General features: G+C 69.8%; 13 protein-coding genes. 10 read left to right on the top strand and 3 right to left on the bottom strand.

Going from position 1 to position 16060, the window contains the following annotated elements:
• Positions 1-105: 105 nt before the first annotated feature.
• The gene (locus HDA39_RS22660; protein WP_184798149.1) at positions 106-1068 is read right to left on the bottom strand and encodes a 2-dehydropantoate 2-reductase N-terminal domain-containing protein; all 963 of its coding nucleotides are present in this window, start codon (positions 1066-1068) and stop codon (positions 106-108) included.
• Positions 1069-1156: 88 nt separating this feature from the next.
• Between HDA39_RS22660 and HDA39_RS22655 the strand changes: the two genes are divergently transcribed.
• Both HDA39_RS22655 and HDA39_RS22650 read left to right on the top strand, forming a co-directional pair.
• Positions 1157-1726, top strand: coding sequence for a TetR/AcrR family transcriptional regulator (locus HDA39_RS22655; protein ID WP_184798147.1), 570 nt, complete (start codon positions 1157-1159; stop codon positions 1724-1726).
• A 175-nt stretch (positions 1727-1901) separates the two neighbouring features.
• Positions 1902-2756, top strand: coding sequence for an alpha/beta fold hydrolase (locus HDA39_RS22650; RefSeq protein WP_184798145.1), 855 nt, complete (start codon positions 1902-1904; stop codon positions 2754-2756).
• Here the strand turns inward: HDA39_RS22650 and HDA39_RS22645 are convergent.
• Both HDA39_RS22645 and HDA39_RS22640 read right to left on the bottom strand, forming a co-directional pair.
• On the bottom strand, positions 2740-3738 hold the full coding sequence (locus HDA39_RS22645; protein ID WP_184798143.1) for a GDSL-type esterase/lipase family protein: 999 nt from the start codon (positions 3736-3738) through the stop codon (positions 2740-2742). The genes HDA39_RS22650 and HDA39_RS22645 overlap by 17 nt on opposite strands.
• The gene (locus HDA39_RS22640; RefSeq protein WP_184798141.1) at positions 3731-4414 is read right to left on the bottom strand and encodes a GntR family transcriptional regulator; all 684 of its coding nucleotides are present in this window, start codon (positions 4412-4414) and stop codon (positions 3731-3733) included. The genes HDA39_RS22645 and HDA39_RS22640 overlap by 8 nt, the downstream gene beginning before the upstream one ends.
• A 177-nt stretch (positions 4415-4591) precedes the next feature.
• On the opposite strand from HDA39_RS22640, the gene HDA39_RS22635 reads away from it, so the two are divergent.
• From HDA39_RS22635 to HDA39_RS22600, 8 genes are all read left to right on the top strand, one after another.
• Positions 4592-5662, top strand: coding sequence for an isocitrate/isopropylmalate family dehydrogenase (locus tag HDA39_RS22635; protein WP_184798139.1), 1071 nt, complete (start codon positions 4592-4594; stop codon positions 5660-5662).
• Positions 5659-8085 (top strand): aconitate hydratase, encoded by a 2427-nt coding sequence (locus HDA39_RS22630; protein WP_184798137.1) that lies wholly within the window; start codon positions 5659-5661, stop codon positions 8083-8085. The genes HDA39_RS22635 and HDA39_RS22630 overlap by 4 nt, the downstream gene beginning before the upstream one ends.
• Before the next feature lies 1 nt (position 8086).
• Positions 8087-9880, top strand: coding sequence for an aldehyde dehydrogenase family protein (locus HDA39_RS22625; RefSeq protein ID WP_184798135.1), 1794 nt, complete (start codon positions 8087-8089; stop codon positions 9878-9880).
• A 67-nt stretch (positions 9881-9947) separates the two neighbouring features.
• Positions 9948-11117 carry a C45 family autoproteolytic acyltransferase/hydrolase gene (locus tag HDA39_RS22620; protein ID WP_184798133.1) on the top strand — a complete coding sequence of 390 codons (1170 nt, stop codon included), beginning with the start codon at positions 9948-9950 and terminating at the stop codon, positions 11115-11117.
• A 25-nt stretch (positions 11118-11142) separates the two neighbouring features.
• Positions 11143-12123 carry a threonine/serine dehydratase gene (locus tag HDA39_RS22615; RefSeq protein ID WP_184798130.1) on the top strand — a complete coding sequence of 327 codons (981 nt, stop codon included), beginning with the start codon at positions 11143-11145 and terminating at the stop codon, positions 12121-12123.
• The gene (locus HDA39_RS22610) at positions 12123-12809 is read left to right on the top strand and encodes an MBL fold metallo-hydrolase (RefSeq protein ID WP_184798128.1); all 687 of its coding nucleotides are present in this window, start codon (positions 12123-12125) and stop codon (positions 12807-12809) included. The genes HDA39_RS22615 and HDA39_RS22610 overlap by 1 nt, the downstream gene beginning before the upstream one ends.
• Before the next feature lie 2 nt (positions 12810-12811).
• Positions 12812-15100: an aminotransferase class III-fold pyridoxal phosphate-dependent enzyme gene (locus HDA39_RS22605; RefSeq protein WP_184798126.1), complete on the top strand. Its 2289-nt coding sequence runs from the start codon at positions 12812-12814 to the stop codon at positions 15098-15100.
• A 4-nt stretch (positions 15101-15104) separates the two neighbouring features.
• On the top strand, positions 15105-16013 hold the full coding sequence (locus HDA39_RS22600; RefSeq protein ID WP_184798124.1) for a ribonuclease Z: 909 nt from the start codon (positions 15105-15107) through the stop codon (positions 16011-16013).
• Positions 16014-16060: the final 47 nt, after the last annotated feature.

Here is a 16060-nt window from a genome sequence, read left to right as displayed (position 1 = left end):
CACGGCGAGACACCCCATTCGCACGAGAACAGAGAGAAGAACAGCTCGATGGTTGCGATGGGTTGTTCTGGCTGAGGAGAGCCGCGGCCGACAACCTCGGTGGATTCAGACTCGGCCCGTGCCCTCCCGGGCGAAGTGTGGTTCCGCCGCTTCCAAGCGCGGTACCGAGACGCCCAACCTCCGCGCTTCGGCCAGGGTGTCCCGGCAGACCTCACGCGGCTCCTCGGCGTCGGGGTCGGAGTGCGCCGTGAGACTCACGCGCGCGAGCGCGAAGTGAGCGGTCAGCCAGGCGAGAACGGGGGCCGTCAGCCAGGGCGTCCGGAACGGCAGCACGGCGACGCGGTGACGGCGCAGGTCGAGGCCACGCGCCTCGAGAAGCGGCAGCAGTTCGCGGCCGGTCAGCAGCCCCTCCCGCAGGGCGGTCGTCGAGCCGGCCAGCCGGGACAGGGATCCCCGCCGCAGCCCCTGGGAGAGAAGACCCGCGTCCGACACGAAATGGACCCACAGCCAGCCGCGGAAGTCGGTCCGCTCCTTGATCCGGAGCCCGGCTTCGCGAAACGCCTGGCGCACGGCCCGCTCCCGGTCGGTCGGGGGCTGGCCGAGAGTGCCGAAGACGACCGAGGGCAGCAGCATCCCGCGGAGCACGCCGTCCGCGTCGAAGCCGCCACCGGCCTGGGGAAAGCCCCAGGCGATCCGGTCGAGGGGAAGTGCGCCGATCGCGGCTGTCGGCTCGGTCCAGAGGTTGCCGAAGACCAGCACCGTGGCCTGGCCGACGCGCGGGGCCAGGAAGGCCGCCGCCTCGGTGAGGCGGTGGTGCGGCACGCTGAGCACGATCAGGTCGAAGCCGTGGTCCGGCTCCAGCGCCTCGCGGTAGCGCACCGGCCACTTCTCGACGACGCGCTGCCCCCACACCCGGCGCCGCGTATCGAGCAGGTCGAGATCCACCGTGTCCCCGTACGTCGCCGCGCGGCCCGGCCGGACGGAGAACTCGACGTCGTGGCCCGCCTGGTGCAGGGCCCAGCCGTAAATGGTGGCGATCACGCCTCGGCCGACCATCAGGATCTTCACGCAGCACCTCGTGGGGTAGCATCGATCTGGAGATCATCTCCACTTTCAAGATATGGAGATCATCTCCATTTGTCAACGGAGGGAGCGCATGACCGCCGACAAGCCACTGCGGGCTGACGCCCAGCGCAAGCGCGAGGCCCTGCTCGCCACAGCCCGGGAGGTCTTCGACGCCGGAGGCTTCTTCGACCTGCGCTTCGATGACTTCGCCCGCCTGGCCGGGGTGGGCACCGGCACGCTGTACCGCCACTTCCCCACCCGGGAGGCACTGGCCGAGGCGGTCTACCACGGGGAGGTCGCCACGCTGTGCGACCGCGCCCGCCAGCTACAGGCCACGCTGCCCGCGGCGGAGGCTTTGGCGACTTTCCTGCGCGGCATGGTCGACCACATCGATGCCCACGAAGGCCTGGCCCGGACGCTGGCCACGCTCATGACCACCCGCTCGGGTGCCCTCACCGAAGGCAGCCGGGCGCTGGAGCAGGCTGTCACCGACCTGGTGGCCGCCGCCGTACAGGACGGCACCGTTCGCGACGACGTGGATGCCGGGGCCGTGATGATGGCGCTGCACGGCATCGGCGCGGCCCATGACCGCCCCCACTGGCGAGCCGAAGCCGACGATGTCATCACCCTCGTGCTGGACGGGCTGCGCCGCCCGCGATGACTCGGCGCTGCGCTGAACCGAGGCCGTCAGATCCTGGAACCCCTGTCTGCCTGGACTTGCCTTGCTGGGTCTGGGGTTCCCTCGTGGTGCGAGAAGTTGATGACGAGCCGCGCACGGTGGCGAGCGCAAGAAGGTGGACGCGGCTTCGACTGGGGAGTGTTCGAGTGTCCTAGGTGTGGAGGTTGTCGTGCGGAGTGATGTGTTGGCGGTTCCCGGCGCGCAGTTGTACTACGAGGTGCGTGGCGCGGGGCCTGTGCTGTTGTTGATCTGTGGGGGCGTGTACGACGCTGAGGCCTATGCGCCGTTGGCCGAGGCGTTTGCCGGGCGGTACACGGTGGTGACTTATGACCGGCGGGGGAACTCCCGGAGTCCGTTGGAGGGGGAGCCCTCGGCGCAGGAGATCTCGACGCATGCTGAGGATGCTCGGCGGTTGTTGGAGGTGGTGTCTCCGGGGGCGCCGGCTGAGGTGTTCGGGAACAGTTCGGGGGCGATCATCGCGCTGGAGCTGGCGGCTCGGTGTCCGGAGGTGGTGGGGACTGTGGTGGCGCATGAGCCGCCGTTGTTTCACCTGTTGCCGGATCGGGCTCACTGGAGCCAGTTGATGGATGACGTGGAGGAGACGTTCCGGGCGGGTGGGCCTTGGGCTGCGTTGGAGGTGTTCAACGCGGGGTTCGCCGGGGGCGAGGAGGCTGAGGCGCCTGCTGGGGAGGACGAGCTGGGGCCGGGGTCCATTCCTGAGCCGAGTGGTGAGGTTCAGGAGCGGATGCAGCGGAACTTCGGGTTCTTCATCGGGTACGAGGTGCCGTCGTTCGGGCGGTACCGGGTGGAGTTGGAGCAGTTGGACGGCGTGCGGGTGGTGGCGGGGGTGGGGGAGCTGTCCGCCGAGGAGCCGCCGGGGCGGGCGGCGAGTGCTTTGGCTGAAGGGATGGGGCAGACGGCCTCCGTGTTCCCGGGGGACCACGGAGGATTCGGGAGTGCGGCCGAGGGGTTTGCGGTGGTGCTGGACCGGGTGCTCAGAGAGGGAGCGTGAGCAGCGGGGCGAGGCGGTCGGCGATCAGGCGGTAGCCGTCGGGGCCGGGGTGGAGGTCGTCGGCGTACAGGGCCTTGGCTTCTTCGGGGGTGAGGATCGTGCGGCCGTCGATGAGTTGGAGGTCGGGGTCGGCGAGTGAGCGGGCGCCGAGCTCGATGCAGGCGCGGACGTCGTCGAGGGTGAGGCCGACCTCGTTGGGCTTGCCCTCGTGCTCCGGCGCGACGAGCGGGGTGATCAGGACGATCGGCGTGTGCGGGTGGCCGTCGCGGACCGTGTGCAGGAAGGACTCGACCTGGCCGGGGAGCGTGCGGCCGCTGAAGGTGGCGCCGCCGTAGATGTTGATGCCCAGGCAGAGGGAGATGAGTCTGGCCGGGGTGTCGCGGATCGTCCGGGCGGCGATGGGGTCGAGGTGGCACTCGCCGGAGAAGCCCATGGCGGTGAGGTCCCAGCCGTGGCGGCGGGCAACGAGGGCCGGCCAGGTTTCGGACGGGCCGTAGGCGCCGGTGCACTGGGTGATCGAGCTGCCGTACGTGAGCCAGCGGGGGCCGGTCGGTGGGGAGGGGATCGCGTCGCCGGTGAAACTCGTCGTTCGTACGGCGATCGCGCCGGCCTGGGGGAGCCAGATGGTCAGGTCGACGTCGTCGCCGGGGAGGTCGACGACGAGTTGCTGCTCGCCGATCTCCAGCTCGTGTCGCCGGTAGAGCTCGCCGTTGACGAGGAAGTCGACGGGCGCGAGCTTGGTGTAGATGTCGAGGGCGGCGCGGAGCTCGAGGCGTACTTCGGTGGCTGTCGTGCGCCAGGAGGCTCGTACGCCGGCCGGCGTTGCGGCCCGGGACCAGAGGCGATGGCCGGGACGGTCGGCGCGTCCGTGCCAATCGTGGAGGCCGGTCGCCTGGCCGCGGGGGTCGAGGCGCCAGAAGGTCGACCAGCCGTCGGCGTCGACCTCGCGGAAGCGGTAGCCGGTCCAGAGGGCATCAGGCATGAGCGTTGTCGCCTTCGTGCAGGTGGGTGGCGGCTCGGGCGCCGAGGCTGGCGTTAACGTGGGCGAGCATGACGGCGGCCGCGGTTTCGCTGTCGCGGGTGGCGATGGCTTCGACCAAGGCCAGGTGGTCCGCGCGGGTGCGTTCCAAGTCTTCCTCCGAGCGGCCGGTCTCCAGCGCGAGGCGGCGGTAGCGGTCGGCCTTGTCCCACAGGGCGTCGAGCGACTGGATCAGCAGGTGGTTGTGGGACGCCTGGTAGATCGCGGAGTGAAAGCGGCGGTGCGTGGCCAGCTCGTACGACGCCGGGTCGGCGCGCAGGGGGAGCAGCTCGGTCGCGGTGGCTCGGATCGTGTCCAGCTCGGCCCGCGTACGGCGCTCGGCGGCTAGGCCTGCGGCCAATGGGTCGAGTGAGCGACGGATCTCCAGCAGGTCGCGCGCTTCCTCGGCGGTCAGTGAGGTCACCCGGGCGTCGCGATGGGCGTCCAGCTCGACGAGGCCGTCGCTCATCAAGCGGCGCAGCGCCTCGCGCAGGGGCGTCGTACTGATGCCCAGGTCGCGGGCCAGCGGGCCTTGCTGGATCACCGCGCCGGCGACCAGTTCGCCGCTCAGGATCCGGGCGCGGACCAGCCCGTACGCCGCCTCCGCCTTGGTCGGGCGGTTCCCGTTCTGCTCGTCCATCGCACCTCCCTCCGGCCGGGGCTCAAACTTATCGCAAGCCCGATGCTTCAGTGCGTTATAACCATGAATTTGAGGATAACTGCTGATTTCAACGCGTGAGACCGTGAGGCGAGACCACTTGACGCATCAGGTTATAACGAAGCACAGTAGTCGCCACCACCCCGGAGAGGAACCAGCGTGAACCCCACCCCCCGCAGCTACCGGCTCGGCATCCTGCTCGGCGACGGCATCGGCCCGGAGATCGTCCCGGCCGCGGTCGAGGTGATGGACGCGGCCGTCGTCGCGGCCGGTGCGGCGCCGATCGAGTGGGTCCCGCTGCCGCTGGGCGCCGCGGCGATCGAGACGCACGGCAGCGCGCTGCCGGCCGCGACGCTGGAGACGCTCGGTGAGCTCGATGGTTGGCTGCTCGGCCCGCACGACAGCGCGGCGTACCCGGAACCGCATCGCTCGGAGCTCAATCCGAGTGGCGCGATCCGCAAGCACTTCGACCTGTACGCGAACATCCGGCCGGCTCGGTCCTTCGACGATCGCGGGACCGATCTGGTGGTGGTGCGGGAGAACACCGAGGGGTTCTACGCCGACCGGAACACGTTCGCCGGCACGGGGGAGTACATGCCGACGAAGGACGTCGCGATCGCGATGGGCGTGTTCACGCGCCCGGCGATCGAGCGGATCGCGCGGGAGGCGTTCGAGCTGGCCAGGCGGCGGCGCAGGCACCTGACGGTCGTGCACAAGGCGAACGTGCTGCGGGTGTCGACCGGGATGTTCCTGGCGATCTGCCGGGAGATCGCCGCGGACTATCCCGAGGTCGAGGTCGACGACTTCCACATCGACGCGATGACCGTGCACCTGGTACGCCGGGCCGCCGACTTCGACGTCGTGGTGACGGAGAACATGTTCGGCGACATCCTGTCCGATCTGGCGGGTGAGCTGGCCGGGTCGCTCGGGATCGCGCCGTCGGTGAACGCGTCGGCCGAGCGGGCGATGGCACAGGCGGCGCATGGTTCGGCGCCGGACATCGCGGGGCGCGACCTGGCGAACCCGACGGCGATGATCGGCTCCGGTGGGATGCTGCTGGATTGGCTGGGGCGCCGGTGCGATGACCCGGCAGCGAGCAAGGCGGCCCAGTTGGTCGACGACGCGTTGTTCGCGACGATCCGCGCGGGGGTCAGCACGAGGGACCTGGGCGGCACGGCCGGTACGGCGGAGTTCGGTTCCGCTGTAGCCAAGGCGATTGCGTCGGCATGATCGGACCTGACTACCAACCTCTGCGGTGGATTGCTCCTGAGCATCTGCCCCGGACGTTGCGGATCTTGCTGGAGAACGCTCTGAGGCACGGGACAGCGAGCGACGTACTGGCGAATTGGGTGCCCGGGGCAACGGGTGAGATCGAGGTGTACCCGTCGCGGGTGTTTCTGCACGACACCAACGGCGTACCGGTGCTGGCTGATCTGGCGGCGATGCGAGACGCGATGGTCGAGCTGGGCGGGGATCCGGCGCGGGTCGATCCGTTGGTGCCGGCGGAGCTGGTGGTCGATCACTCGGTGATTGCCGATGTGTTCGGGCGGCCCGACGCCATGCAGCGGAACGTCGAGCTGGAGTACCGGCGGAACGGGGAACGCTACAGGTTCCTGCGCTGGGGGCAGCAGGCGTTCGAGCAGTTGAAGGTGGTGCCGCCGGGGGCGGGGATCATGCATCAGGTCAACCTGGAGAAGCTCGCGCGGGTGGTCGAGGTGCGCGACGGGAAGGCGTTCCCGGATCTTTGTCTGGGGACGGACTCGCACACGACGATGGTGAACGGGCTCGGCGTACTGGGCTGGGGGATCGGCGGGATCGAGGCCGAGGCCGCGCTGCTCGGGCAGTCGGTCTCGATGGTGATCCCGAAGGTGGTCGGCGTCCGGCTGGTCGGTGCGCTGCCGGCTGGGTCGACGGCGACGGATCTGGTGCTGACGATCACCGAGCGGCTGCGGGCGCACGGGGTGGTCGGGAAGCTCGTGGAGTTCCACGGTCCGGCGCTGGCCGACCTGCCGGTGCCCGATCGCGCGACGATCGCGAACATGAGCCCGGAATTCGGGTCGACGGTGGCGTGGTTCCCGATCGACGAGCGGACGCTGGACTACCTGCGCTTCACCGGGCGGGACCACGTCGACCTGGTCGAGAACTACGCCAAAGAACAAGGTCTCTGGCACGACACCACGAAGATCCTGTACGACGAGGAGCTGGTGATCGACCTGGCGGAGGTGGTCCCGTCGATCGCAGGGCCGAACCGGCCGAACCAACGTATCGCGCTGACGGAGGTGGCCCACGACAAGTCTTCAGGAGAAGGACTTTCTGATGACTCTGTGGTGATCGCGGCGATCACATCCTGTACTAACACCTCCAACCCCAGCGTGATGGTCGCCGCCGGGCTGGTGGCGAAGAAGGCGGTCGAGCTCGGGCTGGAGACCAAGCCCTGGGTGAAGACGACGCTCTCGCCCGGCTCGAAAGTGGTGATGGACTACTACGCCGCGGCCGGGCTCACGCCGTACCTGGAGAAGCTCGGGTTCCATCTGGCCGGCTTCGGGTGCATGACGTGCATCGGGGCGTCCGGCGGGCTGGCCGACGGGGTTACTGAAGTTGTCAAAAGCAACAACTTGTCCGTGGCCGCAGTGCTGTCCGGGAACAGGAACTTCGAGAGCCGGATCCAGCCTGACGTGCGGCAGAACTACCTGGCCTCGCCGCCGCTGGTGGTCGCGTACGCGCTGGCCGGGCGGCTCGGGATCGATCTGACCGCGGAGCCGATCGCCGACGGCGTTTACCTGAAGGACCTCTGGCCGACCCAGGCCGAGATTGACGCAGTGATCCAGAGCGCGCTCAGGCCGGAGATGTTCACCGCAGCGTACGCCGACGTGTTCGCCGGGGACGCGCGGTGGCGAGGGCTCGAGGTCGACGACAGCACCACCTACCCGTGGGAAGACGACTCGACCTACCTGCGGCGGCCGCCATACCTGGAAGCGAAAGTGCCGAGCGATCTGAAGAACGCACGGGCCCTCGTGCGGCTGGGGGACTCGGTGACCACCGATCATCTGTCGCCGGCCGGGGCGATCCCGCCGGACAGCATGGCCGGGCGGTACCTGCGCGAGTTGGGTGTGAAGGAGCTCAACACGTATGCATCTCGGCGGGGGAACCACTTGGTGATGATGCGGGGTGCGTTCGCCAATCTGAGGCTCCGCAATCAGCTGGTCGACAGAGAGGGCGGATACACGACCAAGGACGGGGAACTGATGTCGGTGTACGACGCCGCCGAGGCCTACAAGTCACAGAACACTCCGGTGGTTGTTGTTGCGGGCAAGGACTACGGGACCGGCTCGTCGAGGGACTGGGCGGCCAAAGGCCCCGCGCTACTCGGCGTACGGGCCGTGCTCGCGCAGTCGTTCGAGCGGATCCACCGCTCCAACCTGGTCGGCATGGGCATCCTCCCGCTGGAGTTCGCGGCCAGTGAGGGCGACGACCTGACCGGCGAGCACCCGATCGACATCACCCTTGGCGACGACGGGTTCGCGACCGTCGAGTCCGGCGGCCGCCGCTACCGGCTGCGGATCCGCCTGGACACCCCGCGGGAGTCCGAGTACTACCGGCACGGCGGCGTCCTGCCCTACGTGCTGCAGCGTCTGAAGGCAGGAGACCTCTGAGATGATCCGTTCCGTCAACCCGGCCACCGGCGAGCAGTTGGCCACGTTCGAGCCCGACTCCGAGCAGTCGGTCGACGAGCGCCTGACCGCGGCCGTCGAAGCACAGCAGAGATACCGCGGGACCGCGCCGAGCGAGCGCACCGCCTTGCTCCGCCGCATCGCGACGACCCTGCGGGACAAGGCCGACGACCTCGCCCTGCTGATCTCCCAGGAGATGGGCAAGCCGCTGACCGAGGCGCGCGCCGAGATCGAGAAGTGCGCGATCACCTGCGAGTACTACGCAACGAACGCGATCGGCTTCCTGGCCGACGAGCCGGTCCGCAGCAACGCCAGCCAGAGCCGGATCGTCTACGACCCGCTCGGCGTCGTGCTCGCGGTGATGCCGTGGAACTACCCGTTCTGGCAGTTCTTCCGGTTCGCCGCCCCGGCCCTTGCTGCAGGCAACGGAATCGTGCTCAAGCACGCCAACTCCGTCCCGCGGTCCGCGCTCGCGATCGCCGCCGTGATCCACGCCGCCGGTACGCCGGAAGGCCTGGTCCAGGTCCTCCTGATCGAGACGCCGAAGGTCGCCGAGTTGATCGCCGACGACCGAATCGCCGCCGTCACCTTCACCGGGTCGACCGAGGTCGGCACGATCATCGCGTCCCAGGCCGGCGCCGCGCTGAAGAAGCAGGTGCTCGAGCTGGGCGGCTCCGACCCGTTCGTCGTCCTGGCGGACGCCGATGTGCAGGCTGCGGCCGAGACCGCGGTCAAGGCGCGGTTCACCAACGTCGGGCAGAGTTGCGTCAACGCGAAGCGGTTCATCGTCGAGGAGCCGGTCGCGGACGAGTTCGTCGCCGCGTTCTGCGCGGCGACCGATCGCCTGGTCGTCGGCGATCCACTCGACGCCACCACCACCATCGGCCCACTGGCGCGCGCGGACCTGCGCGTCACCCTGCACGAGCAGACCCGCCGGTCGGTCGAGGCCGGAGCCAAGCTGCTGCGCGGCGGCGAACCGGTCGACCGCGAGGGCTATTACTACCAGCCGACAGTGCTCGACCACGTCGTACCGGGGATGGCCGCGTTCGACGAGGAGACGTTCGGTCCGCTCGCGGCGATCACACGCGCGGCGACCGCCGACGAGGCGATCCGGCTCGCGAACCGGACCGAGTTCGGCCTCGGCGCCGCACTGTGGACCAGCGATCCGGCCAAGGCCGAGCAGTGCAGCCGGCAGCTCGACGCGGGTGCGGTGTTCGTCAACGGGATGGTTGCCTCGGACCCCCGGTTGCCGTTCGGCGGGATCAAGCGCTCCGGGTACGGCCGGGAGCTCGGCCCGCACGGGATGCGCGAGTTCATGAACACCAAGACCGTCTGGGTCGGCCCCGCGACCACGCCGGAGTCGGAGTGCCTCGTGATCAGGCCGGACGAAACAGACCTCTTCGACCGCGGCAACGGAGTCGTCACCACGCCGTACGTCGGAAGCTGGAACAGCACCCACAACGGCGTCACCACCGGCACGACCACCTTCAAGGCCGGCACGCAGATCCCGTTGCACTCCCACAACGTGGAGGAGTCGGTGCTGATCCTGCGCGGTAGCGCGGTCGCGGTGATCGGCGGTGAACGGGTCGAGCTGAAGGCCGGCGACGCGACCTGGGTGCCGGCCGGCGTACCGCACCACTTCATCAACGTCGGCGAGGACGAGCTGACCATCTACTGGGTGTACGGCGGCCGCGCGGTGACCCGGACGCTGACCGAGACCGGCGTGACCGTCGCGCACCTGTCCGACGGCGACCGCGGAGCCGTGGCCAGTCGGTAGGCCATTGCCAGGTGCTGTAATAGATACTACGGTGATCCCAGATTCTGTAACGAATGGAGTCAATCGCGTGACGCAGTTGCTGACCATCGACCTCACCGCGGCCGGCCCGCGGGAACGGGGCACGCAGTACGGCGAGGCCGCCCGCGCGCCGATCGAGCGCTCGCTCGCCTTCTACTCCGCGTCGGTGGCGCGCAAGACCGGCCTGCCCTGGGCGGAGGTCGTGGCCCGGTCGAGGCAGTGGCTGCCGCTGATCGAGGGCTTCGCGCCCGACCTGCTGGAGGAGATGCGCGGGATCGCGCTCGGCGCGAACCGCAGCCTCGAGGAGATCCTCACGCTGAACGTGCGCGGCGAGCTGCTGCGCGGCGACGTGTTCGGGACCGAGACCGACGACGGCTGTACGTCGTTCGCGCTGCTGCCGGCCGCCAACCCGCTCGGTCACGTGTACGCCGGCCAGAACTGGGATCTGTACTCCGGCGTCGCCGACACGGTCGTCGTTCTGCGGATCACGCAGCCCGGCAAGCCCACGATCATCGGTCACGTCGAGGCCGGCCAGGTCGCCCGCCACGGCGCGAACTCGGCCGGGATCGCCCTCAACGCCAACGGGCTCGGCGCCGGGTTCGGCCCGGGCGCGGGCATCCCGGGCACGGTCGTCCGTCGTACGGTGCTGGAGTGCTGGGACTTCCACGACGCGCTGCAGGTGATCTTCGACGCGCAGCAGAGCCTGTCCAGCAACCTGCTGCTCACGCACCGGGACGGCTTCGCGATCGACATCGAGACGACGCCGGGCCGCAACGGCTGGTTGTACCCGACCGACGGACTGCTGGTGCACGGCAACCATTTCCAGTCGTTCGTCCCCGAGCAGATCAACGACAGCTACAAGCCGTTCTCGATCGACTCGCTGTACCGGTTGCCGCGGGTCGAGGAGGGGCTGGCGCAGCTCCGCATCGACGGCACCAGCGAGGAAGCGGTCGCGCGGATCGTCCAGTCGACGATGAGCGACCACTTCGGTCACCCGAACGCCGTCTGCGAGCACTCCGATCCGCGTCGGCACGAGCTCGACCGCAACGAGACGATCGTGTCCAGCCTGGTCGACCTGACCACCGGCAGCTACCAGCTGACACCGGGCCTACCGTGCAGCAACAGCTACCAGCCGGTGCCCTGGAACCTGTACGACGGCCCGGGGCCCGAGGACCGGCCGGACGTCCCGACGCCGACCGCCGTACTCGCCGGCCGCTGACCACCTTCCAGACAGGGGAATCCGAATGACCGAAGCACCGACACCGGCCGAGATCGCGGCCCGGTCCGAGCGGGTCGCGCCGAAGGTGCGCGAGCACCTGCCGGTCACGCCACTGGTGCGCTACGAGGCGTTCAGCGAGGAGCTCGGCGCGGAGGTGCTGGTCAAGTGCGAGCACCAGCAGCGCACCGGGTCGTTCAAGGCGCGAGGGTCGATGGCGAAGATCCTCACCCTCACCGACGAGCAGCGCGAGCGCGGTGTGGTGACGGCGTCGACCGGTAACCACGGGCTCGGCGTCGGCAACGCGCTGGCGACGCTGGGCGGCCGCGGCATCGTCTACCTGCCGGAGAACGCGGCCGCGGGCAAGGTCGCCGCGCTGCGCCGGTTCGGGCTGGAGCTGCGGGCCGAGGGCTTCGACTCCGGCGTACTGGAGCCGAAGGCCCGGGCGTACGCCGCTGAGCACGATCTCGTCTACGTCTCGCCGTACAACGACCCGGACACGATCGCCGGGCAGGGCACGGTCGGGGTGGAGATCCTCGAGCAGCTGGCCGGTCAGCAGCTGGACGCGGTGGTCGTCGCGGTCGGCGGCGGGGGACTGGTCAGCGGGATCGCGTCGGTGCTGAAGAAGCACCGGCCGGGCCTCCAGGTGATCGGTGCGTCGCCGGTGCGCGAGGCGCCGATGGCGGCCTCGATGGCGGCCGGCGAGATCGTGCAGGTCGAGCCGCAGGAGAGCCTGTCCGACGGTACGGCGGGCAGCGTCGAACCGGGCAGCATCACGTTCCCGCTGTGCCGGCAGCTGGTCGACGACTGGGTGCTGGTCAGCGAGGACGCGATCGCCGCCGCGCTGCGGATGGTGATCGACACCGAGCACCAGCTGATCGAAGGCTCGGCCGCGATGGCGTTCGCGGCCGCGCGGGCGCGGCGTACCGAGCTGGAGGGCAAGCGCGTCGCGGTCGTGTCCTGCGGCGGCAACATCTCGGCGAGCACGCTCGTGTCGGCCCTGGCCTGATGCCTACCGTCACGTCCCTGCTGAACGGCTACTCGTTGTCGACCGATCAGGGCAGTCCGGCGTTCTGCTCGATCGTGCTGGTCGAGAGCGAGGGGCGGCGCCTGGTGTTCGACTTCGGGCACGTCGGCCGGCGCCGGGCCCTGCGCCGGGTGCTGGCCGAACGCGACCTCGAGCCCGCCGACATCGACACCGTCGTGCTGTCGCACGGTCACTGGGACCACATCCAGAACGTCGACCTGTTCCACCAGAGCCGGGTGCTGGTGCATCCCGCGGAGCTGACGTTCCTGGCGCACCCGGCCGGGCCGCACACACCGAGCTGGACGAGCTCGGTGCTGGCCGGGCTGACGATCACCGAGACCGCCGAGGGTGAGGAAGTGCTGCCCGGCGTACGAGTGATCGAGGTGCCGGGACACACGCCCGGATCGATCGGTCTCACCGTGGCGACCGACGACGGGACCGTCGTGCTGACCGGCGACGCCGTCCCGACGCTGAACGTGCTGCGGTCCGGTCGGGCGTCCGGGCAGCCGACCGATCGGGACCAGGCGAACGCGTCGATCGCGCGGGTCGCCGCTCTGGCGGACTTCGTCCAGCCGGGACACGATCAGTTGCTCCGGCGGACCGCCGGCGGAGACTTCGAGACAGCACGGGCCCGGACGCCGTTGGTGTTCGAAGGCGTGGAGGAGTGAGCGTGGAGCCAGCGGCCGGTCAGACGCCGAGCATGATCGAGGACCCGCCCGAGGTCGGCCTCGCCGCGGCGACCGAGCTGCTGCGGTCGGCGTACGGGATCACGGCCGAGCTGCGGATGCTGCGCAGCGAGCGCGACCGCAACTTCCTCGCCGTGGCCGGCGACGGCCGCGAGCTGGTGCTGAAGATCTCCAACACCGGCGACGACCCGGCGCAGATCGCGATGGAGAGCGCGGCGATGCGGCACGTCGAGATGACCGATCCCGGTCTGCCGATCCCGCGGTTGCTCACGGCGCTCGACGGCAGCTCGGTGGTCCTGGCCGAGGCCGAGGACGGCCGCCGGCACCTGACGCGGCTGATGACGGTGATGCCCGGTCAGGTCGGTGACCTGGTGCGGCTGCCGAGCTGGTTCGCGGCGTCGTTCGGCACGATCTGCGCCCGGCTGGTCAAGGCCCTGCAGGGCTTCGGGGACCCGGCCGCGCATCGCCGGCTGGACTGGGATCCGCGCATCGTTTCGTCGCTGCGCCCGTACGCCGAGCGCCTGCCCGAGGAACGCCGGCGCGCTCCGATGCAGAAGTTGCTGGACCGCTTCGAGTCCTTGCCTGCGGCAACAGGTAGGCTGCCCGGCTTCGTCCTGCACGGTGACGTGACGTTGAGCAACGTGCTGCTCGGGGCCGACGGCATCGACGGGGTGATCGACTTCGGCGACATGCACCACACCGCGCGGGTCGCGGACCTGGCGATCAGCCTGGCCTCGTTGCTGCGTGAGTCCGACGACCTGTGGCCGGCCGCGCGGGAGTTCCTGGACGCGTACCAGCGAGTGCTGCCGCTGGAGCCGGAGGAGGTGGAGCTGATCGGGGAGCTGGTGCTTGCGCGGTGTGCGGCGAGCACGTTGATCTCGGCCTGGCGGGCGCCGCTGTATCCGGGGAACGAGGAGTACCTGACCAGCCTCGTCGCCGGTAGTTGGAATGTGCTGGATTCGTGGGCTGACTTGGATCCTCGGGAATTGGCGGATCGGTTCCACCGGATCTGTGGCACGTCGCGGGTTGCTGTGACGGGGGATGCGGGCCTGCTCGGGCGCCGGGACTTGGTGTTCGGGGGGAGGACGTTGTCGCCGTTGTTCTACCGGCGGCCGTTGCAGGTGGTCCGGGCTGAAGGCGCCTGGATCGAAGGGGCCGACGGCAAGCGGTATCTCGATGCCTACAACAACGTTCCGGTGGTCGGGCACGCGCACCCGGCGGTGGTGCAGGCGATCGCGCGGCAGTCCGCCGTACTGAACGTGCACTCGCGATACCTGCACCCGCACGCGATCGAGCTGGCCGAGCGGCTGACCGCGTCGATGTCGGACGGTCTGGACACCTGCGTCTTCATGAACTCCGGCAGCGAGGCGAACGACCTGGCCTGGCGGATGGCGCGAATCGTCACCGGGAGGTCCGGCGCGATGGCCGCGGATCTCGCCTACCACGGGGTGAGCGAGGCGACGACGGCGTTCTCGACCAACACCTATCCGTCGTCCGCGCGCCCGGCGCACGTCGGGACGTTCGAGGCGCCGCGCACCGACGCCGACGGTCGCCAGCCGACCGAGGAGGACGCCAGGCAACGGGTTCGCGCCGGACGTTCGGAAATGCGGGGACATGACGTCGCGCTGCTCGCCGTCGACTCGGTGTTCAGCAGCGCGGGCATCCTGACGCCGACCGGCGAGTTCATGCGCGGGCTGCAGGACGAGGTCCGCGCGGCCGGCGGGCTGTTCCTGGCCGACGAGGTGCAGGCCGGGTTCGGTCGCGGCGGTCGGCACCTGTGGCGGTTCGAGGACTACGGGCTGACGCCGGACTTCGTCACGCTGGGCAAGCCGATGGGCAACGGGCACCCGGTGGCCGCGCTGATCACCCGGCGCGAGATCGCCGCGCAGTTCGCCGATGTCGACGAGTTCTTCAGCACCTTCGGCGGCAACCCGGTCTCCTGCGTCGCGGCCAACACGGTGCTCGACGTGATCGAGGAGTCGGACCTGGTCGCGCGCTCGGGCGAGGTCGGTGCGCAGCTCGCCGCGGGGCTGGCCGAGCTGGCGCCCTCGATCCACCCGGCCGTTCGGGTGCGAGGTCAGGGGTTGATGGTCGGTGTCGAGATCCCCGACGAGGCCGGGGTCACCGCGGCCGACCTGGCCGAGCGGCTGCGCGACCTCGGCGTACTGGTCGGCACGACCGGTCCTGGTGGTCAGGTGCTCAAGGTTCGGCCGCCGTTGATCTGGCAGACCCAGCACGTCGAGATCTTCCTGAAGGCGTTCGCACTACTGTGAGGGCGTGCGCGAACTAGTTGTGCTGGGCACCGGGAGCCAGGTGGCCTCCCGGCAGCGGAACCAGAACGGCTACTTCCTGCGCTGGGACTCCGAGGGGTTCCTGTTCGACCCGGGCGAGGGTACCCAGCGGCAGATGCTGTACGCCGGGGTCGCGGCCGGCGCGATCACGCGGCTGTGCGTCACGCACTTCCACGGTGACCACTGCCTCGGCGTACCGGGGGTGGTGCAGCGGCTGTCGCTCGACGGCGTGCCGCATCCCGTGCACGCGCACTACCCGGCGTCCGGGCAGGAGTACTTCACCCGCCTGCGGTACGCCGCGTCGTTCTTCGAGCGGGCCGAGCTGCGCGAGGAGCCGATCGACGAGGAAGGGCTGCTGTCCGTCGGCTCGTTCGGACAGCTCTGGGTACGACGGCTCGAGCACCCGGTCGAGGCCTTCGGGTACCAGCTGATCGAGCCCGACGGCCGGCGGATGCTGCCGGACCAGTTGGCGGCGTACGGCGTGAGTGGGCCCGCGGTCGGACGGCTGCAGGCGGCCGGGTCGCTGGTGGTGGACGGCCGGACGGTGACCGTCGAGCAGGTCAGCGAGCCGCGACGCGGGCAGCGGTTCGCGTTCGTGATGGACACGCGGTTGTGCGAGGGCGTGTTCCGGCTGGCCGACGGCGCGGACCTGCTGGTGATCGAGTCGACGTACCTGTCCTCGGAGGCGACGCTGGCTCGTAACTTCGGACATCTCACGGCGCGTCAGGCTGCTCGCGTCGCGCGGGAGTGCGGCGTACGGACGTTGGTGCTGACGCACTTCTCGCAGCGCTACACGGACATGAAGCTGTTCGAGGAGGAGGCGCGGGCGGAGTTCGACGGCGAGGTCGTGATCGCCGCGGACCTGATGCGGGTGCCGGTGCCGCCGCGCCGCTGAGCGCGGGAATCTTCACTGGAGGCATATGGTTGTGCGCGTTATACCCG

This window comes from Kribbella italica, from assembly GCF_014205135.1.
Taxonomy (GTDB): Bacteria; Actinomycetota; Actinomycetes; order Propionibacteriales; family Kribbellaceae; genus Kribbella; species Kribbella italica.
The sequence above is the reverse complement of the archived record's forward strand: the minus strand, read 5'-3'. Positions and strand labels throughout refer to the sequence as shown.